Source organism: Trabulsiella guamensis ATCC 49490, from assembly GCF_000734965.1.
GTDB classification, from domain to species: Bacteria; Pseudomonadota; Gammaproteobacteria; order Enterobacterales; family Enterobacteriaceae; genus Trabulsiella; species Trabulsiella guamensis.
This window is the reverse complement of record NZ_JMTB01000048.1, coordinates 36,138-55,409: the sequence shown is the minus strand read 5'-3', so window position 1 is coordinate 55,409 and position 19,272 is coordinate 36,138. Positions and strand designations below refer to the sequence as shown.

The window sequence follows — 19,272 nt, the reverse complement described above, 5'->3', positions numbered from 1 at the left end:
GTGCAGGTTGCCGCGGATATCCCGCCGCCTGCGCGCATCGGCTTACATTGCCAGCTGGACGAAACCGCAGCGGACGTCAGCTGGCTGGGCCTGGGGCCGCACGAAAATTACCCGGACCGCAAGCTGGCGGCGAGACAGGGGCGCTGGACGTTACCGCTGTCAGAACTGTTTACGCCGTACGTGTTCCCGTCAGAAAACGGTTTACGCTGTGATACCCGTGAACTGCATTATGGCGTACACCATTTACAGGGTGCGTTCCATTTTGGCCTCAGCCGTTACAGTCAACGTCAGTTGCATGACACAACGCACCGTCATCGCCTGCGCGAAGAGCCGGGCACATGGTTGAATCTGGATGCGTTCCACATGGGGGTCGGCGGTGATGACTCCTGGAGCCCCAGCGTATCGCCTGAGTTTTTACTGCCACAGCGGCGCGTGCATTACGCGTTTAGCTGGCGTCAGGACTAAACTTATCAACGCCAGATGCGGTCAGACACGCTGGCCGCACTGCTCACTTCGGAGGTTCTCTCATGAAGTATGTTGATGGTTTTGTTGTTGCCGTACCGGCGAAAAATAAGGAGGAGTATCGCCAGATGGCGGCAAAAGCGGCGCCGTTGTTTAAGGAATTTGGCGCTACCCGCGTGGTGGAGTGTTGGGCAGACGATGTCCCGGACGGGAAACTGACTGATTTCCGCATGGCGGTAAAAGCGGAGGACGACGAAGAGGTGGTTTTCAGTTGGATCGAGTACCCCTCGAAAGAGGTGCGCGATGCCGCAAACGCCAAAATGATGGCCGACCCACGGATGAAAGAGTTCGGCGAAACAATGCCGTTTGATGGCAAGCGCATGATCTACGGCGGCTTTGCGCCACTTCTTGACGAGTAGTTTGTCTGGCTGTGCGGCGTGACCGCCAGCCAGTTGTCTGTGTTTTACAGAATGCCGCTCAGACCGTGCACCATCATGTAAATCCCCACCGCGATGATCAACACGCCAGAAATCCACGGCGCTTTCTGCGACAGTTCGCCAAACCCTTTCCAGCGCGAGGAAACATGCTTCAGGCTCAGCGCCGCGACGGCACCGGAAGCGACCAGCGTCAGCGCCAGCCCGATGCTAAAGCTGAGCACCAGCGTGGCGCCCAGCGCTACCTGTTTCAGTTGCAGGCAAATCAGCAGCACAGTGATGGAGGCCGGGCAGGGAATTAACCCGCCCGTCAGGCCAAACAGGGCAATCTGCCCGGTAGTAACGCTCTGCCCCTGAAAGCGGCGGTTGATCTCTTTCGCATGAGCGAAAGCGTGCGCATCCAGCCCTTCGGCAGTCACCAGTTCATCATGATGATGATGGTGATCATGATCATGATCATGATGATGGTCATGGTGATGATTATGGTCATGATCATGATGCGAGTGATCATGAGGCTGCGTCGCGCGCCAGGTGCGCCACAGCATCCAGATGGCGATCAGAATAATGACGATACCGGAAATCAACTGGAACCAGGGTTCGGACGTTTGGGCGTCCCAGCCGCGGCCAAACCACATCCCCGCCATGGCAATGATCCAGACAACGAGCGTATGTGACACCGTTGCCGCCAGCCCCAACAACACCGCCTGTCTGAGCGTTCCCCGGATCGCCACAATAAAAGCGGCCATCATCGTTTTGGAGTGGCCGGGTTCCAGACCGTGCAGCGCACCGAGCAAAATCGCGCTGGGAATGAACAGCCAGGCGTTTCCCTGCTGAAGCAATGAGGAGAAGTCGTTCATAAAAAGATCCTTGCCATAAAGTGGCGTCATCATACTCCCCCTGAGTATAATTATACTACCCCCCAGTAGAAAAATACGCCGCCAGGGGAGAGCATGATATGCTGGTAACCGAATTAACAGCAGGATCCCGCTATGTCGCATACCGTTCGTCACAAGAAGATGTTATTGACTCGCCTGAAGAAAATTCAGGGGCAGAGCAGTGCGCTGGAAAAAATGCTCAATCGCGAGCATGAGTGTGCAGAAGTCCTGCAACAGCTCGCCGCCATCCGCGGCGCGGTGAACGGCATGATGTTGCAGGTGATTCAGGGGCATCTGACCGATCATGTGGTCAAAGAACCCGCCGAAGAGCAGCGCGAGGCGGATCTTGAGGTTGTGATGCAGGTGATCAAATCCTACCTCAAATAGCCTTTACGACACTTTCGTGAACAGCTTTCGGCGGTCGATCACCTCGCCATCCGTACGGAACAGCCCGCCGCCGGGGTAATGCAGCGTTTGCGGCCATTCGGGCTCAGGTTTAACCCGGGCCGCCACCACTTCGAAAATAAAAAAGTTGTAGTTATCGACCAGCGCATCGTCGTATAAACGGCATTCAAAACTGCCGTGACATTCGGCTATCGCGCTGGCATGGACATGCTCGCATTTTTCCGCCGTCAGGCCGAACTCGGCAAATTTATCAATATGATCGCCATCGCAGTTGCCGATTTTCGCGACGATGTCGACCATGCTGGCATCGGGAAGGTTTATTACGCACTCGCCGCTCTGGCGGATCATGTCGAAGCTGATATTACCGGCGGAGATCATGCAGCCAATCAGTGATGGAGTGAATTCCAGAATCGTGTGCCAGCCGAGGGTCATAATATTATTTCGCCCCTGCCAGCGGCTGCTAATCAATACCACCGGGCCGGGCTCCAGCCAGTGGCGGACATCATGCAACGGCCAGGGTTTCTTTTGCATCATGGTAATCCTCATCAGGAGAACACCATGACAACCGGGCTCACGGTGTTCTGAGGTTCGCTTCTGCCCACAGAATAAAATCTGCTTTTGGCAGCGCCTTACTGTACAACCAGCCCTGACCGTACTGCACACCATGCGCCCGCAGCCAGTCGCGCTGGGCTGTCGTTTCCACACCTTCAGCAACCATCGCCAGCTTCAGCGATTTTGCCATCTCAATAATATGCGGCGTTACCTGCTTATATTCCAGCGCATCGACAAAAGACTTGTCGATTTTGAGCGTATCTACATCCAGATCCTGCAAATAACTCAGGCTGGAATAACCCGTGCCGAAATCATCGATATAGACAGCGTGACCGTTTTTACGATACCGGGTCAGTACCGGCAACGTTTTGTTCGGATCGGCAAACCCGCGTTCAGTCAGCTCAAGGGCAATTTGTGACGGCGCCACCTGCCAGTGGGTGAGTTGATTGCTGAGCAGTGTCGCCAGCGAAGGCGACAGTAAATCCTCTACCGACAGGTTAATCGAGACGTGAAAATCCGGGTGCTGCTGGAGCCATTTCCCCAGATCCTGAAATACGTTGGCAATGACCCGTTCGGTGAGTCTGGTAATCAACCCGGTCTGTTCTGCCAGTGGGATGAAAATTTCCGGCGACAGCCAACTGCCGTCCGGCTGCTGCCAGCGTGCGAGCGCTTCGGCGCCGACGATTTTGCCGCTGCTCAGCGACACAATTGGCTGGTAATGCACTGAGATATCGTTGGCGTTGATCGCATCCAGCATCCGGTGATGAGGTGACTGCAAACGGCGCAGCAGACGCACAATGAAAAAGCAGGTTAACAGACTGACCAGAATGCCAATCGGCACCCACACCAGTAACTGATGATGCCACTGTACTTCCAGTGGCTTAATAGATGACCAGGTCAGGATTGCCAGACCGAGGTCCGGGTATTCCCGCAGGTTGTAAATAGCATTTTTGTTTTTCAGCGTCGGTAATTTCTCTTTCAGCATCTGTTGCCAGATGACCATGTCTGCTGGCGTTGTCGAGGCAATAACGCGTTGTCCTTTGATGCCAATCAGCGCGACCTCAATTTTATTCGTGCCTGCCGGAAGTACGTCGATGAGCGAGCCGGGATCGATCATTACCATGTAATTCCCCAAACCAAACGCTCCCATGAAGCGCTTGAGACCGAGGTCATTTTGCTGGGTTAACCAGGCCCTGTAACCGTCCGGCGTAACATGATCAGGAGGAGGGAAGGTGAACTCCTGGCTGTGACGTTCAAGCGATGAGCATTGCGGCACCGCATGTTCTGTCCACAGGACTTCCTGAATATAACGATGAATATAGGAAATCTGCCGCATCGAACGCAGGTGCGCTCTGCTGCAGGGAACGCCGGTGAAGGCGTTTGCCTGATCCAGCGCCTCTTTAGCCTGTTTCGTCACCATGTTAGTGCGCATCAGAACCCGTTCGGTGTAGGAATCCAGCTCCTTGATAAAATCGTCATGAGCCTGACGATTCGCCAGCCAGACGCTGAGGAGAATAGGAACAAAAACAGAAAGGATCAAAACACCCGTCACCAGGCTTACCAGATGTCGCGTCGCCACAGACCTTCCCTTTTAAAAGGCTGATATCAGTAAAACTATTATACGCGATGGTGGAAAATACTACCTGTGGTCATGGGGAAAAGGGAGCGCCTGGCGGTCACTCCCGGAAGAGAAGGCTTAGCGCCGATGCGCCAGTGCGCGAACCAGCCGATCACCCGCCATTTGTACGCCTTGCACCAGTAATACCAGGATAGCGACAGTGCCAAACATAATCTCATTATTAAAACGCTGATAGCCGTAGCGGATCGCCAGATCACCAAGCCCGCCGCCGCCAATGACGCCTGCCATTGACGAGAAACCAATCAGCATTACCACCGTTAAGGTAATGGCCGCCAGCAATGTCGGTAGCGCTTCGGGTAACAACGCTTTGATGATCACCTGCCAGAGATTACCGCTCATCGACAAAATCGCTTCGATGCGTCCGTAATCTACCTCATCCAGCGCGTTTTCCGTCAGGCGCGCAAAAAATGGAAACGCGCCGATGGTGACCGGAACAATGGCCGCTGTGCTGCCAAGCGTCGTTCCAACCAGCAGCCGGGTGAGCGGGATCATGGCGATCAGCAATACAATAAACGGCAGTGAACGACCGATGTTGATAATCGCACCCAGTACGGCGTTGATTTTTGGCAACGGCAGCAGCCCGTCACGACGTGACACGAACAGCAGTACGCCGAGCGGCAGGCCGATGAGCACGGTGAACAGCGCGGCAAAACCGACCATATACAGCGTCTCCAGCGTGCCGTTGAGCAGCACCGGCCACAAGTCTTCCCAGCTCATGCGACTCCCCATAGCAGCCTCCTGTCGACATTATGACGGGCCAGAAAGCGCCGCTCGGCATCCGGGTCGACAAGCAATGCCTGGCGCAGGCGCGACCACGGCGATAGCAGTAAATCAGCAATACGTCCGCTTTCAATCAGTTCGCCGTTTTCCAGCAGAGCGGCGTGATCGCAGAGAGTCTTGACCACCTCCAGTTGATGGGTAATCAGGACGATCGTCAGGCCAAGTTGCTGGTTGATCTGCTCCAGCAGGGAGAGTACTGACGCGGTGGTTTCCGGATCGAGGGCGCTGGTGGCTTCATCGCACAGCAGCACGTCAGGCCGTGCCGCCAGCGCTCTGGCGATACCGACGCGCTGTTTTTGCCCGCCGGAAAGCTGTGACGGAAAAGCAGCGGCTTTTTCGCTGAGCCCGACCAGCGAAAGCAATTCCGCCACCCGCGCCTGCCGCTGGTTTTTTGACACCCCGGCAATCTCCAGTGGAACGGCGATGTTATCGGCCACATTGCGGGCGTGTAGTAAATTGAAGTGCTGAAAAATCATCCCGGTGCGCAGCCGGTGAGCCCGCAGCGCACGGCTGTCAAACAGACCGATGTCTTCACCATCGAACAAAACCCGGCCCGCAGAGGGCCGCTCCAGCATGTTCAGACAGCGAATCAGGGTACTTTTCCCCGCACCGCTACGGCCCAGGATGCCATAGATGGCTCCGCGCGGGATCTCAAACGAGATGTCCTGAAGCGCCGGTTGGCCTGTGCCGGCATACTGCTTACTCAGCCCTTCAATCTGGATCATGACTGCGGCGTCGCGACCGGGATCACCGAACCGTTGTAATGCTGACGGATGAACTCCGCCACCTGCGGCGAGGCCAGATCTTTCGCCAGTTCTTTAATGCGTGGATCGTTCTCCAGTTGCGGCGTGGTCACCAGAATATTGGCGTAGGGATTATGTGCCGCCTTCTCCAGCCCCAGCGCATCTTTGGCTGGCGACAGACCCGCTTCCAGCGCGTAGTTACCGTTAATCACGGCGAGGTCGACGTCGTCCAGCGAACGGGGAATTTGCGGTGATTCGATCTCCAGGATCTTCAGTTTTTTCGGGTTATCAACGATATCTTTCGGTGTCGCCAGCGTGGTTGCCGGATCGGTGAATTTCGCGTTGAGCTTAATCAGTCCCTGACTTTGCAGCAGGAACAGCGAGCGGCTCAGGTTGGTGGCGTTATTCGGTACAGCAACCGTGGCGCCGTCAGGCAGTGATTTAAAATCTTTGTGTTTGTGGGAATAGATCCCGAGCGGCTCAATATGTACCGTCGCGGCGACAGCAAACGTCTTGCCCAGTGCCTTTTCCTGATCTTTCAGATAGGGCAGATGCTGGAAATAATTGGCGTCCACATCACCATTTGCCAGCAGTTCGTTGGCGTTCACGCCGCTGGTCAGTTCGACAATTTTTAGATCCAGTTTTGGATCCTGTTTTTTGATGAAGTTGAGGATTTCGGCGTGCGGCACCGGATCGGCAGCAATGCGCAAAGTTTCAGCCTGAGCGCCCCATGCCAGTGAAAGCGCCAGCGTAACCCCTGCCAGTTTGAATGCGGCATTTTTCATGATGTTATTCCTGTAGTTATTTAAGCGATTAACTGTTCAGTACGTTCGCGCAACACGTCGCGATAGTAGCGTTCGGCGACATCCGGGTGTGAACGCAGCCGGCCTTTGAGGTAATTCCATCCCACGTCGCGCAGCAGCGGGTTTTGCGGATCGCTTTGCGGCCCCTGGGCTTCTTTCGCCAGCGCATCTGGTAACGCAAAGACCGGCACGACAGCATCCAGTTGTGCGCCAAGGAAGAAGGCAATCGACAGTCGCTCCTGATTTGCTGGCGGTGAGACGACGCGGTGAACCGTGGCGCGCAGGTAACCATTGGTCGCCAGTTCCAGCAGTTCGCCGATATTCACGACAAAACTGCCGGGCAGTGGCGCGGCGTCAATCCATTCGCCTTCGCTCACTTCCACCTGCAATCCTTTTTGCGCATCCTGCAATAGAAAACTGAGGAAACCAGAATCTTTATGGGCGCCCACGCCTTGCGAACTCTGGCTTTCCTGCTGCCCGGGATAGCGAATCAGTTTGATATGTTCGTTGGGTTTTTCGCCATACAGCGCATCGAATGCGGTGACTGGCAGCGAGAGCGCTTCGGCAAACGCGCGCAGCAAATCGATAGCCATCCCGGTCATTGCCTGTTGCCACGTCAGTAGTGCAGGTTTCAGTGTCGGCAGGGCTTCCGGCCACAGATTAGGGCCCTGGAGCTGTTGCCAGCGCGGGGTGTCGTCAGTCAACTGGAGGGCAGGGCGTTCAGCACCGATGTCGAACTGTTCACGCCAGTCGGGTTGCCCGCGCGTCAACTCGGCAGCCGCCCGGTTATAGCCACGAAAATGAGGAGAGTGGATCATCGCCACCTGCTGTTTTTGCGCCTCGCTGAGAGCAAAAAAACGGCGGGCTTCCTGCTGCAGGGTCAGTTGCAGTTCGTCTTCAATACCGTGGTTAGTGAGATAGAAAAAGCCGACATCACGCGCGGCGTGGCGCAGCTGTTGCAGGAATGCAGGGCGTTCGGCGGGATTATGGTAGCGGGCAAAGTCCAGTACGGGCAGCGTGGTAATGCTCATTGTTATCTCCTGAAAACAGGTGCGATGAAAATGTTCTTATGGGGAGTGTCGGGGAGTAACAACAACAGCGCTGCATGGTGATTTCCTCGTGATGGGTTTCTGCATGCAGAGTGCCTGAAGCAGAATTTTTCAACCAATACCGTTCTTTTCTAACTTATGACAGCGAGGGGTTCGGTGCTTTTGCATAAAACGCATAACGCAAAAGCACCAGTATGTACGGGACTACTACTGACGGAAGCTTTCCAGCGTGTTCAGTTGCTTACCGTCGGCGGAGAAGTTGTCAGCAGAGAGCCATTTGCGGAAGGCGCGATCAAGGGCTGGCCACTCTTTATCGATAATGGAGAACCAGTCGGTGTCGCGATTGTGACCTTTGGCGACCAGCGCCTGGCGAAAACGCCCTTCATACTGGAACCCAAGTCGCGCTGCCGCAAGACGCGACGGCTCATTGAGGCTGTTGCATTTCCATTCATAGCGTCGATAACCGAGCGTATCGAAGGCGTAACGCATCAGCAGCCACTGGGCTTCTGTTGATAATGGCGTGCGCGTCATCAGGGAAGAGAAGTGGACGCTGCCCACTTCCATGACGCCGTTTTTGGCATCAATGCGCATCAGGGCCAGTGAGCCGACCGGGGCGTTCGTTTGCTTGTCGATAACGGCAAAATGGAGCGGATCCTGCAATGTGCTGATGCTCTCAACCCAGCGGGTAAAGTCCCCGGCATTGCTGTCCGGTTCGCGCGCAAGCCACGTCCAGCTGCGGGTATCGGGCGACTGGCTATAAGCAGCAAACAGTGCGCTGGCATGACGAACCTGTAGCGGTTCAAGGCGACATAAACGCCCTTCCAGGGTCACACGTTCAGGGGAGCGGCGGGGTTGCCAGTCAGGAAGCGCGTCGCCAACGGGCTGGCCATACTGATTAAACTGAGTCATGGGAATATCCTTATGGGAACACGTTATGAGCGTATGCTGTTCCGCGTCGGATGAAAAGATGCTCAGTGGGTGCCAGCATCAACTGGCACGGGTGAGGGTATAGATATCGTAGAAAGACAGCTCGCCTTTAGTGGCAACCATTTTTTGCAGCTGTGATTTTTGCTGTTCTGCGACGTCGGGTGACTGGAGAATGCGGTCGATTAATTCTGAAGGCACAAAACGGGTATTATACCATTCGCCGTTATAGCAAACGCGTAAATCCAGCACGTCGATATCGTCATAGTGATACCGCGGATAAACGTCAAAAAAGAAAAAACCATTCAACAGGACGAACAGCACCAGTAACAGCCAGACCGAATCAGCCAGCGTTTCGCTGCGCAGCATCACAATCAGCGTGGCCAAAAACGCCGCATACATGCCGAGAAACAGACCAGGATGATTACGAATAAAACTGATACTGAAACGCGGCCGGTTGTCGCGCTTTTCCTGAACATTGAGCTCATCAATGGTATTGGTGAGCAGCCGCTGGATCTCTGTCATCCGGACCTCGGGTTTAGCTATATAGGGAAACGGCCTATTTTATGTTGCGAAAACCGAGGCGAAAAGTAACAGATTGGTTGCAGAAAAGCATAACAGTTGGCTGCAATAACCGTTCGCAGGGAACAATCCCAATGATGCTGTGTGTACGCAGAGGCCACGAGCCTGAAAGCAGAAACGAAGACAAACATACAGTGAAGAGAACGTAAAATTACCGGATAAACTTCCATACGGACGTCGGGATCTTGTCGTAAAGTTTATTCATCGTCAATTCAGCGAGACGATGATCTGCTGCTGAGTAAAATACAGCCAGCTCATTGTCGGAAAGTTCATATTTATTTTTTTCGATCACACGTTCAAGGGTATCAATAGACTGGCAACGTCGCAGACGCAACAAATAATCATTTTTGGTTAATGGCTTATCTGACATAAATTCACCTGTTGTTTGTAATATCTTTAACATGAGAGACTGACGGGGTTGGCCCGGCTCACATTGGTGAAACAACGAAAAAGCCTGTTCCCGGACTTCCGCCATTTCTGCAGATCCTCTGCATTAATCCCATAGTTTCCGAACAACATAAAAGTGTCGTCCAGGTATTCATCAATCTGAGCAATCAGTTTATTGTCTTCATTGTACTTAATTTTATAATTAAGTGCGAAGGTTGCAATGTGCTCGATCAGCTCATTCAACTGAAGATTAACCGCGGAGGTCGGGTCGTTAACCCAGCCGTGGTTGCTCTCCTCAAGGTTAGCAAGGCAATCATGATACAGGGTTTCACAGAGAAATTTAAGCTGTGCGATATCATGTCTTTTTGGCGAATATTCGTCCATAACGCATCCCCTTATGAGTGGTATACACGACGACGATCAAACACCGTTTCGGGATGGATACTACTGACTGACCTGAGACATTAGCTGTAAACCTGATTAGCTATTACTATAATCTACTCTTATAAAGATTTCACTGGCCTATTACGAAAAATTACAAATATACGATGTAATAAAAGTAATCTCCCGGCGCTGTAAGTAAAACTAATCATTCAGACCATGGATAAAAGGCGAAGTTCCATCTATGGCCCTTTGAATTCATTAAGTTAGTATTATTACCCACACCCTAATGGCAATTCTTTGAGTGATCACTCAGCCAGGAATATTCCTGGTGGTCTGCTCAGTTCTGAGAAACCATATTTAGCCCACACAAGGAAAAGGGTAAAGTCTCTATAATGTATATTATATACTTTAATTACCTTACCTTAAATAAGCTTTAACGCCATAAGTTCATTTTGAGATTCAGACGAAAAAAAGGGCCGCGTATGCGGCCCTTGTTCGGCAGGATTAGTGATGCTCAACCGTGTGGCTGTGCTCAATATCCTCATTTTTGCGGTTAAAGCGGCGGCGAACCACCACGAAGAACACCGGTACGAAGAAGATAGCGAGAATGGTTGCGGTCACCATCCCGCCCATTACGCCCGTCCCGACAGCGTTCTGCGCGCCGGAGCCCGCACCGGAGCTGATCACCAGTGGCAGCACCCCAAGGATGAATGCCAGCGAGGTCATCAGAATCGGACGCAGACGCATACGAACCGCTTCCAGTGTCGCCTCAATCAGACCTTTACCTTCTTTCTCCATGAGATCTTTAGCGAATTCCACGATCAATATCGCGTTCTTCGCCGACAAGCCAATAGTTGTCAGCAGGCCCACCTGGAAGTATACGTCGTTAGTCAGCCCGCGGAAGGTCGCGGCCAGCAGCGCACCGATAACCCCCAGTGGCACTACCAGCATGACCGAGAACGGAATCGACCAGCTCTCATACAACGCGGCCAGACAGAGGAAGACCACGATCAGCGAGATGGCATACAGCGACGGTGCCTGGTTACCGGAGAGGCGTTCCTGGTAAGACATGCCTGTCCAGTCATAACCGATACCGGTCGGTAGTTTACCTGCCAGCTCTTCCATCATTGCCATGGCTTCACCGGTACTCTTGCCAGGCGCGGCCTGACCCAGGATTTCCATCGACGGCAGACCGTTATAGCGTTCCAGACGCGGTGAACCGTACTCCCAGTGTGATGTCGAGAACGCTGAGAACGGCACCATCTGCCCGTTGCTACCACGCACGTACCAGTTATTGATATCGTCCGGCAACATGCGGTATTTCGCTTCAGACATCACATACACTTTCTTCACACGACCACGGTCGATGAAGTCGTTAACGTAGCTACCGCCCCAGGCTGAGCCCAGCGTGGTATTGATATCGCTGATGGAAACACCCAGCGCCTGAGCTTTTTCCTGATCGATATCGATCTTGTACTGCGGTGTATCTTCCAGACCGTTAGGACGAACACCGACCAGCAGATCAGGATGTTTCGCAATCTCGCCAAACAGCTGGTTGCGCGCCTGCGTTAGTTTCTCGTGGCCCAGGTTCGCCTGGTCAATCAACTCGAAGTCAAAGCCAGTCGCCGTACCCAGTTCCACGATAGCAGGCAGGTTAAAGGCGAAAACCATCGCATCTTTGATTCCGGCGAAGTGTCCGCTGGCGCGTTCGGCGATAGCCGGGACTTTGTTCTCTTCGCCCGGACGCTCATCCCAGTTTTTCAGCGAGATAAACGCCAGACCGGAGTTTTGCCCACGACCGGAGAAACCGAAGCCGTTAACGGTAAAGACAGAGTTAACGTTGTCTTTCTCGTTTTTCAGGTAGTAATCGGTTACTTCATCCAGCACCTTCTGCGTACGCTCCTGCGTAGCACCGGCGGGCAGCTGCGCCATGGTCAGGAATACGCCCTGGTCTTCGTCCGGCAAGAACGAACTCGGCAGACGAACAAACAAATACGCCATGCCAACCACGATGATGATGTAGAGCAGCAGATAACGACCGGTGCTGCGCAGAATGTTGCCTACGCTATCGGTGTAATGGTGCGTGCTCTTCTCAAACATGCGGTTAAACCAGCCGAAGAAGCCTTTTTTGCCTTCGCCGTGATCGCCTTTGGCGACTGGTTTCAGCATAGTGGCGCACAGGGCAGGGGTAAGAATCATCGCCACCAGCACTGACAGCACCATCGCGGAAACGATCGTGATCGAGAACTGGCGGTAGATGGCCCCGGTCGAACCGCCGAAGAAGGCCATCGGGATGAACACCGCAGAAAGCACCATCGCGATACCGACCAGTGCGCCCTGAATCTGGCCCATGGATTTACGCGTGGCTTCTTTCGGTGGTAGCCCTTCCTCCATCATCACACGTTCGACGTTTTCCACCACGACGATGGCGTCATCCACGAGCAGGCCTATCGCCAGCACCATCCCGAACATCGTGAGGGTGTTTATCGAGTAGCCAAACGCGGCGAGGATCGCAAATGTCCCCAACAGTACGACCGGTACCGCGATGGTTGGGATCAGCGTCGCACGGAAGTTTTGCAGGAACAGGTACATCACCAGGAATACCAGCACGATCGCTTCAACCAGCGTTTTCACCACTTCGTTAATGGAGATTTTAACGAACGGGGTGGTGTCGTACGGGTAAACCACCTTCAGGCCATGCGGGAAGTACGGTTCCAGTTTCGCGATGGTCGCACGCACCGCTTCGGCGGTATCCAGCGCGTTGGCACCAGTTGCCAGTTTAATCCCCAGACCGGAAGCCGGCTGGCCGTTAAAGCGGGCAATAACGTCGTAGTTTTCACCGCCCAGCTCAATTTTCGCCACATCACGCAGCCGAACCTGAGAGCCATCCTGATTCACTTTCAGCAGAATTTTGCCGAACTCGTCAGTATTGGTCAGACGGGTTTGCGCGATGATCGAGGCGTTCAGTTGCTGGCCTTTCACCGGCGGTGTACCACCGAGCTGGCCGGCAGCCACCTGGGCGTTCTGTGCTTTGATCGCAGTAATAACGTCAACCGGCGTTAACTGGAAATTATTCAGTTTGTTCGGATCCATCCAGATACGCATCGCGTACTGGGCTCCAAACAGCTGAACGTCACCCACACCGCTGGTACGGCTGACCGGATCTTTAATCGTCGCACCGACATAGTCCGCGATGTCTTCCTGGGTCATGGAGCCATCGGTACTGATCATACCGAGAACCATCAAGAAGCTACTGGACGATTTCTCTACGCTTACACCCTGTTGCTGAACTTCCTGAGGCAGCAGCGGCATGGCCAGTTGCAGTTTGTTCTGCACCTGAACCTGCGCGATGTCCGCGTCCGTCCCGGAATCAAAGGTGATCGTAATTTGTACCGTACCAGAGGAATCACTGGCCGAGGACATGTACAGCAGGTTATCGATACCGTTCATGTTCTGTTCGATAACCTGTGTGACGGTATCCTGAACCGTTTTTGCATCTGCGCCAGGGTAAGTTGCCGTGATCTGAATCGCCGGCGGCGCAATCGTAGGATATTGCGCCACTGGCAGCTTCAGGATAGCAAGCGCCCCTGCCAACATGATGATGATCGCGATAACCCACGCAAAGATGGGGCGATCGATAAAAAACTTAGCCATGTCTTAACGGCTCCTGTTTAAGTTAAGACTTAGGTTGTTCAGGCTGGTTGCCCGCCGCGGCTTGCTGCTTATTATCCGCCGCGACTTCCTGCGCTTGTACCTGAACACCAGGACGCACTTTTTGCAGTCCTGTAACAATGACGCGATCGCCAGATTTCAGACCCTCTGTCACCAGCCATTTGTCACCAATCGCCTGGGTTGCGGTAATCTGACGCACTTCGACTTTATCACCTGCGCCAACAACCATTGCGGTGGCATCACCACGCGGTGTGCGGGTTACGCCTTGTTGCGGAACCAGTAACGCCTCCGGATTGGTGCCTTCCTGCAGGCGGGCACGCACAAACATACCTGGCAGCAGGTAGCCATCCGGGTTCGGGAAGACAGCGCGCAGTGTGATAGAGCCGGTCGTCTGATCAACGGTCACATCGGAAAACTCCAGCGTACCCGCCTGCGGCAGCGTTTTGCCTTCACTGGTGACCAGCTCGACTTTCGCCTTACCGTTCTCCTGCTGCAGCTTGCCGCTGGCCAGCTCTTCTTTCAGACGGAGGAAGTCATTGCTTGATTGCGTGACATCTACGTAGATCGGATCGAGTTGTTGCACAGTGGCCAGCGCCGTTGACTGCCCGTTCTGCACCAGCGCGCCTTCCGTTACAGCAGATTTGCCAATGCGGCCGCTGATCGGTGACGTGACTTTGGTGTAGGCGAGGTTAATGCGTGCGGTTTCTACCGCGGCTTTAGCGGCGACCACTGCAGCGTTTGCCTGCTGGGAATCCGCAAGGGCGTTGTCGTAATCCTGTTGACTGATGTACTTCGTACCCAACAGTTTCTGATAACGTTTGACCGTCAGCGACGCGATGTTGGCGGCAGCCTGGGCTTTTGCCAGATCACCTTTCGCGCTTTCATAAGTGGCCTGATAGGTTGCTGGATCAATCTGATACAGAGAGACACCGGCTTCGATATCACTACCTTCTACAAAGTTACGTTTCAGGATGATACCGCTGACCTGTGGTCGAACTTCAGCAATACGGTACGCGCTGGTACGGCCAGGGAGTTCAGTGGTGATCTGTAGAGGTTCTGATTTGAGCGTTACGATACCAACGGCTGGCATCTGTTGCGCTCCTTGTTGAGCTGGTTTTTCGTCACATCCTGTTAGCGCTATGCTGCCTGAGAGCATCAGAACGATCGCCAGAGGCGTCAACCCTCTGTTTTTGTTCATATGTAAACCTCTAGTGTCCGATTTCAAATTGATCAATGGATCAAATGTCCGCAAACCCATTGCTGCGTTTATATTATCGTCGTGCTATGGTACAAACATTCACAAATGTATGTAAATCTAACCCCTGTAAATTCACCGACATATGGCACGAAAAACCAAACAGCAAGCGCTCGAGACGCGACAACACATTCTGGATGTCGCGCTGCGTTTGTTTTCGCAGCAGGGAGTATCATCCACCTCGCTGGCGGATATTGCAAAAGCCGCTGGCGTTACGCGTGGCGCTATTTATTGGCATTTCAAAAACAAATCTGATGTTTTCAGCGAAATCTGGGAGCTTTCAGAATCCAGTATCAGCGATCTCGAAACTGAGTATCGGGCAAAATTCCCTGAGGATCCACTCTCAGTTTTAAGGGAAATACTAGTCTATATTCTTGAAGCTACAGTGATCGAAGAGCGCCGTCGCCTGATGATGGAGATTATCTTCCACAAATGCGAGTTTGTCGGCGAGATGGCCGAGGTGCAACAGGCGCAGCGCAGTCTCTGTCTCCAGAGTTACGATCGCATCGAACAGGCGCTGGAAGAGTGTATTAATGCCAAACTCCTCCCTGCCAGTTTGTTGACCCGCCGCTCAGCGATCCTCATGCGCAGCTACATTTCCGGCATCATGGAAAACTGGCTTTTTTCCCCAGAGCTATTTGACCTCAAAAAAGAAGCGCGGGACTATGTCGCCATCTTGCTGGAAATGTATCAATTTTGCCCGACGCTGCGCGCGACGCCAGCGAGCTGAATATGTGCCATCACACCAGGAATTTTCTTATCGTCTTTAGCTATTCGGCAGATGGCATAAGTGCTATTCTTCGCCGGGCAATTGTCCCCGGTCATCCCGGTTTCTGCAATCATTCTTGATAACACTATGCTGCACTCAATTCGCTGGCGGAATACTCTCTCCGCACTGATTGTCGTATTCATTGGTTTTTTTAGCGTCGTCTCCATGAGTCAGGCCCGCGCTGGGGCAAATGACCTGCCTGATCGCGCTGATGTTCAGAGCCAACTGAACGCGCTGAATAAGCAAAAAGAACTCTCCCCGCAGGACAAGCTTATCCAGCAGGATCTTACCGAAACATTACAGACGTTCGATAAAATTGATCGCGTCAAAGATGAGACGGCTCAGCTCAAGCAACAGGTGGCGCAGGCGCCTGCAAAAATGCGCCAGGCGACGGACAGCCTCAATGCGCTGAGCGATGTGGATAACGACGACGAAACCCGCAAAACGCTGAGCACACTGTCGCTGCGACAACTGGAAGCGCGGGTATCACAAATCCTCGATGAATTACAGACGTCGCAGAATGATCTCGCGACCTATAACAGCCAACTGGTTTCGCTGCAGACCCAGCCTGAACGGGTTCAGAACACGATGTATGCGGCGTCGCAGCAGCTTCAGCAGATCCGTAATCGCCTGAATGGCACGATTGTCGGTGAAGGGGCGCTGCGACCCAGCGAGCAGGGGCTCTTGCTGGCGCAACAGGCGCTGCTGAATGCGCAGATTGACCAACAGCGCAAAAGCCTCGAAGGCAATACGATTTTACAGGATACGCTGCAGAAACAGCGTGACTATGTGACCGCTAACAGTAACCGTCTCGAGCATCAGCTCCAGTTGCTGCAGGAGGCGGTAAACAGCAAACGGTTGACGCTCACCGAGAAAACCGCACAGGAAGCGGTAACGCCGGATGAAACGGCGCGGATTCAGGCTAATCCGCTGGTGAAACAGGAACTGGAAATCAACCATCAGTTGAGCCAGCGCCTTATCACCGCCACCGAAAATGGCAACCAGCTGGTTCAGCAGAATATTAAAGTGAAAAACTGGCTGGATCGCGCGCTGCAATCCGAGCGCAATATCAAAGAGCAGATTGCGGTGCTGAAGGGCAGTCTGCTGCTGTCGCGTATCCTTTATCAACAGCAACAGACGCTGCCATCCGCTGATGAACTGGAAGACATGACTAACCGCATCGCGGATTTGCGTCTGGAGCAGTTCGAAGTGAACCAGCAGCGTGACGCCCTTTTCCAGAGCGACGCGTTTGTTGCAAAACTGGAGGAGGGGCACAGCAGTGAGGTGAATGGCGAGGTGCATGACGCGCTGCTGGAAGTGGTCGATATGCGTCGCGAGCTGCTCGATCAGCTTAACAAACAACTGGGCAACCAGCTGATGATGGCCATTAACCTGCAAGTCAACCAACAGCAACTGGTCAGTGTTTCGAAAAGTTTAAAAGAGATCCTGACCCAGCAGATTTTTTGGGTCAACAGCAACAAGCCGGTGGACTGGGACTGGATTAAATCCTTCCCTAAGGCGCTGAAAGATCAGTTCAAAGCGATGAAAATTACCGTGAACTGGGAAAAGGCGTGGCCTGCGGTGTTTATCGCTTTCCTTGCCGGGTTGCCGCTACTGCTTATTGCTGTGTTGATCCGCTGGCGGCTCAAATGGTTGCGGGATTATCAGCAAAAGCTGGCGTCTCAGGTCGGACAACTGCGTAATGACAGTCAGTTACATACGCCGAAAGCGATTCTTATCGATCTGATCCGCGCCTTACCCGTGGTGATGATTATTCTCGCCGTCGGGCTTATTTTGCTGACCATGCAGCTCAACATTAGTGATCTGCTGTGGGCATTCAGTAAAAAGCTGGCAATGTTCTGGCTGGTATTCGGCCTGTGCTGGAAGGTGCTGGAAAAAAATGGCGTGGCGGTGACGCATTTCAATATGCCCGCCGAGCTAACCAGCCACTGGCGTCGCCAGATTGTCCGCGTCAGCCTGGCGCTGCTGCCGCTGCATTTCTGGTCGGTGGTGTCTGAGCTGTCGCCACTGCATTTGATGGACGATGTGTTGGGGCAGTTTGTCATTCTGCTCAATCTATTGCTCATCACTGTTCTGATCTGGCCGATGTGCCGTGACAGCTGGCGGGATAAAGAGTCCCACAGTTTGCGTCTGGTGACCGTTACGGTACTGGCGATTGTCCCGATAGCGCTGATGGTTCTGACCGCCACCGGCTATTTTTACACCACATTGCGACTGGCCGGGCGCTGGATCGAAACCGTTTATCTGGTCATCCTCTGGAATCTGTTGTACCAGACTGTCCTGCGTGGTCTGAGCGTCGCTGCACGCCGTATCGCTTATCGCCGGGCGCTGGCGCGTCGTCAACATCTGGTGAAAGAGGGGGCAGAGGGCGCAGAGCCACAGGAAGAGCCGACCATTGCGCTGGAGCAGGTCAACCAGCAAACGCTGCGTATCACTATGCTGGTGATGGTGGCGCTGTTTGCCGTGATGTTCTGGGCCATTTGGTCCGATCTCATCACCGTATTTGCCTATCTGGACAGCATTACGCTGTGGCATTACACCGGTTCTGAGGCGGGCGCCAGCGTGATGAAGAGCGTCACGCTGGGCAGTTTGTTGTTCGCGGTGATCGCGTCAATGGTGGCTTGGGCGCTGATCCGCAACCTGCCGGGTTTGCTGGAAGTGCTGGTGTTGTCCCGACTTAATATGCGCCAGGGGGCATCCTATGCCATTACCACCATTCTCAATTACGTGATTATCGCTGTGGGCGCGATGACCGTTTTTGGTTCACTGGGTGTCTCGTGGGATAAACTACAGTGGCTGGCGGCAGCGTTATCGGTCGGTCTTGGTTTTGGATTACAGGAAATTTTCGGTAACTTTGTTTCCGGTTTGATCATCTTGTTTGAACGCCCGGTACGCATCGGCGATACCGTCACTATCGGTACGTTTTCCGGCACTGTCAGCAAAATCCGTATTCGTGCCACTACGATTACCGATTTCGACCGTAAGGAAGTGATTATCCCGAATAAAGCTTTCGTGACCGAGCGGCTGATCAACTGGTCATTGTCCGATACCATCACTCGCGTGGTGATCCGCCTTGGGGTGGCTTACGGATCTGATCTCGACAAAGTAAAAGAGGTGCTGCTGCAGGCAGCGAATGAACATCCCACCGTGATGCAGGATCCGGCACCAGCGGTGTTCTTTACCACTTTTGGCGCCAGCACACTGGACCACGAACTTCGTCTGTATGTCCGGGAATTACGCGATCGCAGTTACACCGTTGATGAGCTGAACCGGGCTATTGATCGCCTGTGCCGTGAAAATGGTATCGACATTGCCTTTAACCAGCTGGAAGTCCATCTGCGTAATGAAAAGGGTGATGAAGTCAGGGAAGTGAAGCGGGAGATCAAAGGGGATGACGCCGCAGGAGCGGTAAGCGAATAACGACGCGGGGCGGGGGAATGCTCGCCCCGTTAACATTTAATGCGTCAGCGCCGTCAATTCTTCAAGCGTTAAGCCAGTAACTGTCAGTACGGTGGTGATGTCAATACCACAAGCCA

18 protein-coding genes are annotated in these 19,272 nt (G+C 53.6%); 5 read left to right on the top strand and 13 right to left on the bottom strand.

From position 1 onward, the window contains the following. Both GTGU_RS06415 and GTGU_RS06410 read left to right on the top strand, forming a co-directional pair. Window positions 1-465: beta-galactosidase small subunit-related protein (locus GTGU_RS06415; RefSeq protein WP_483855307.1), on the top strand; the 465-nt coding region annotated here is incomplete at its 5' end. A 62-nt stretch (window positions 466-527) separates the two neighbouring features. Beyond that, a complete protein-coding gene (locus tag GTGU_RS06410; protein WP_038155045.1) occupies window positions 528-881 on the top strand; it encodes a DUF1428 domain-containing protein in 354 nt (117 codons plus the stop codon). A 44-nt stretch (window positions 882-925) separates the two neighbouring features. On the opposite strand, the gene GTGU_RS06405 is transcribed toward GTGU_RS06410, so the two are convergent. Beyond that, the gene (locus GTGU_RS06405) at window positions 926-1,753 is read right to left on the bottom strand and encodes a nickel/cobalt efflux protein RcnA (protein ID WP_038155051.1); all 828 of its coding nucleotides are present in this window, start codon (window positions 1,751-1,753) and stop codon (window positions 926-928) included. Window positions 1,754-1,885: 132 nt separating this feature from the next. Between GTGU_RS06405 and GTGU_RS06400 the strand changes: the two genes are divergently transcribed. Beyond that, a complete protein-coding gene (locus GTGU_RS06400; protein ID WP_038155044.1) occupies window positions 1,886-2,158 on the top strand; it encodes a metal/formaldehyde-sensitive transcriptional repressor in 273 nt (90 codons plus the stop codon). 3 nt (window positions 2,159-2,161) lie between these two features. Here the strand turns inward: GTGU_RS06400 and GTGU_RS06395 are convergent, their stop codons facing one another. The 12 genes from GTGU_RS06395 to acrA form a co-directional block, all read right to left on the bottom strand. Next, a complete protein-coding gene (locus tag GTGU_RS06395) occupies window positions 2,162-2,707 on the bottom strand; it encodes a flavin reductase family protein (RefSeq protein WP_038155043.1) in 546 nt (181 codons plus the stop codon). A 40-nt stretch (window positions 2,708-2,747) separates the two neighbouring features. Next, window positions 2,748-4,307, bottom strand: coding sequence for an EAL domain-containing protein (locus GTGU_RS06390; protein ID WP_038155042.1), 1,560 nt, complete (start codon window positions 4,305-4,307; stop codon window positions 2,748-2,750). Window positions 4,308-4,424: 117 nt separating this feature from the next. Continuing rightward, a complete protein-coding gene (locus tag GTGU_RS06385) occupies window positions 4,425-5,084 on the bottom strand; it encodes a methionine ABC transporter permease (protein ID WP_169741168.1) in 660 nt (219 codons plus the stop codon). Next, entirely contained in the window at window positions 5,081-5,872 is a 792-nt protein-coding gene (locus GTGU_RS06380) for a methionine ABC transporter ATP-binding protein (RefSeq protein WP_084222754.1), read from the bottom strand. Before GTGU_RS06380 ends, GTGU_RS06385 begins: the two co-directional genes overlap by 4 nt. Beyond that, entirely contained in the window at window positions 5,869-6,675 is an 807-nt protein-coding gene (locus GTGU_RS06375) for a MetQ/NlpA family ABC transporter substrate-binding protein (RefSeq protein WP_038155039.1), read from the bottom strand. The genes GTGU_RS06380 and GTGU_RS06375 overlap by 4 nt, the downstream gene beginning before the upstream one ends. Window positions 6,676-6,695: 20 nt before the next feature. Continuing rightward, window positions 6,696-7,724 carry an isopenicillin N synthase family dioxygenase gene (locus GTGU_RS06370; protein ID WP_038155037.1) on the bottom strand — a complete coding sequence of 343 codons (1,029 nt, stop codon included), beginning with the start codon at window positions 7,722-7,724 and terminating at the stop codon, window positions 6,696-6,698. Window positions 7,725-7,949: 225 nt separating this feature from the next. Next, a complete protein-coding gene (locus GTGU_RS06365) occupies window positions 7,950-8,651 on the bottom strand; it encodes a GNAT family N-acetyltransferase (RefSeq protein WP_038155035.1) in 702 nt (233 codons plus the stop codon). Between the two features lie 78 nt (window positions 8,652-8,729). Beyond that, window positions 8,730-9,191 (bottom strand): YlaC family protein, encoded by a 462-nt coding sequence (locus GTGU_RS06360; protein WP_038155033.1) that lies wholly within the window; start codon window positions 9,189-9,191, stop codon window positions 8,730-8,732. Between the two features lie 208 nt (window positions 9,192-9,399). Beyond that, window positions 9,400-9,618, bottom strand: coding sequence for an HHA domain-containing protein (locus GTGU_RS06355; RefSeq protein WP_038155032.1), 219 nt, complete (start codon window positions 9,616-9,618; stop codon window positions 9,400-9,402). Between the two features lie 26 nt (window positions 9,619-9,644). Further along, window positions 9,645-10,019: an Hha toxicity modulator TomB gene (gene tomB / locus GTGU_RS06350; RefSeq protein ID WP_038155031.1), complete on the bottom strand. Its 375-nt coding sequence runs from the start codon at window positions 10,017-10,019 to the stop codon at window positions 9,645-9,647. A gap of 504 nt (window positions 10,020-10,523) precedes the next feature. After that, entirely contained in the window at window positions 10,524-13,673 is a 3,150-nt protein-coding gene (gene acrB, locus GTGU_RS06345) for a multidrug efflux RND transporter permease subunit AcrB (RefSeq protein WP_038155030.1), read from the bottom strand. 22 nt (window positions 13,674-13,695) lie between these two features. After that, entirely contained in the window at window positions 13,696-14,889 is a 1,194-nt protein-coding gene (acrA, locus tag GTGU_RS06340) for a multidrug efflux RND transporter periplasmic adaptor subunit AcrA (protein ID WP_038155029.1), read from the bottom strand. Between the two features lie 142 nt (window positions 14,890-15,031). Between acrA and acrR the strand changes: the two genes are divergently transcribed. Next, on the top strand, window positions 15,032-15,676 hold the full coding sequence (gene acrR / locus GTGU_RS06335) for a multidrug efflux transporter transcriptional repressor AcrR (RefSeq protein ID WP_038155028.1): 645 nt from the start codon (window positions 15,032-15,034) through the stop codon (window positions 15,674-15,676). A 126-nt stretch (window positions 15,677-15,802) separates the two neighbouring features. After that, window positions 15,803-19,156 (top strand): mechanosensitive channel MscK, encoded by a 3,354-nt coding sequence (mscK, locus tag GTGU_RS06330; protein ID WP_038155027.1) that lies wholly within the window; start codon window positions 15,803-15,805, stop codon window positions 19,154-19,156. Window positions 19,157-19,272 lie beyond the last annotated feature (116 nt).

Coding starts and splice junctions, on each gene's coding strand:
- GTGU_RS06410 (WP_038155045.1), top strand. CDS start 528: ATGAAGTATGTTGATGGTTTTGTTGTTGCCGTACCGGCGAAAAATAAG.
- GTGU_RS06405 (WP_038155051.1), bottom strand. CDS start 1,753: ATGAACGACTTCTCCTCATTGCTTCAGCAGGGAAACGCCTGGCTGTTC.
- GTGU_RS06400 (WP_038155044.1), top strand. CDS start 1,886: ATGTCGCATACCGTTCGTCACAAGAAGATGTTATTGACTCGCCTGAAG.
- GTGU_RS06395 (WP_038155043.1), bottom strand. CDS start 2,707: ATGCAAAAGAAACCCTGGCCGTTGCATGATGTCCGCCACTGGCTGGAG.
- GTGU_RS06385 (WP_169741168.1), bottom strand. CDS start 5,084: ATGAGCTGGGAAGACTTGTGGCCGGTGCTGCTCAACGGCACGCTGGAG.
- GTGU_RS06380 (WP_084222754.1), bottom strand. CDS start 5,872: ATGATCCAGATTGAAGGGCTGAGTAAGCAGTATGCCGGCACAGGCCAA.
- GTGU_RS06375 (WP_038155039.1), bottom strand. CDS start 6,675: ATGAAAAATGCCGCATTCAAACTGGCAGGGGTTACGCTGGCGCTTTCA.
- GTGU_RS06370 (WP_038155037.1), bottom strand. CDS start 7,724: ATGAGCATTACCACGCTGCCCGTACTGGACTTTGCCCGCTACCATAAT.
- GTGU_RS06365 (WP_038155035.1), bottom strand. CDS start 8,651: ATGACTCAGTTTAATCAGTATGGCCAGCCCGTTGGCGACGCGCTTCCT.
- GTGU_RS06360 (WP_038155033.1), bottom strand. CDS start 9,191: ATGACAGAGATCCAGCGGCTGCTCACCAATACCATTGATGAGCTCAAT.
- GTGU_RS06355 (WP_038155032.1), bottom strand. CDS start 9,618: ATGTCAGATAAGCCATTAACCAAAAATGATTATTTGTTGCGTCTGCGA.
- tomB (WP_038155031.1), bottom strand. CDS start 10,019: ATGGACGAATATTCGCCAAAAAGACATGATATCGCACAGCTTAAATTT.
- acrB (WP_038155030.1), bottom strand. CDS start 13,673: ATGGCTAAGTTTTTTATCGATCGCCCCATCTTTGCGTGGGTTATCGCG.
- acrA (WP_038155029.1), bottom strand. CDS start 14,889: ATGAACAAAAACAGAGGGTTGACGCCTCTGGCGATCGTTCTGATGCTC.
- acrR (WP_038155028.1), top strand. CDS start 15,032: ATGGCACGAAAAACCAAACAGCAAGCGCTCGAGACGCGACAACACATT.
- mscK (WP_038155027.1), top strand. CDS start 15,803: ATGCTGCACTCAATTCGCTGGCGGAATACTCTCTCCGCACTGATTGTC.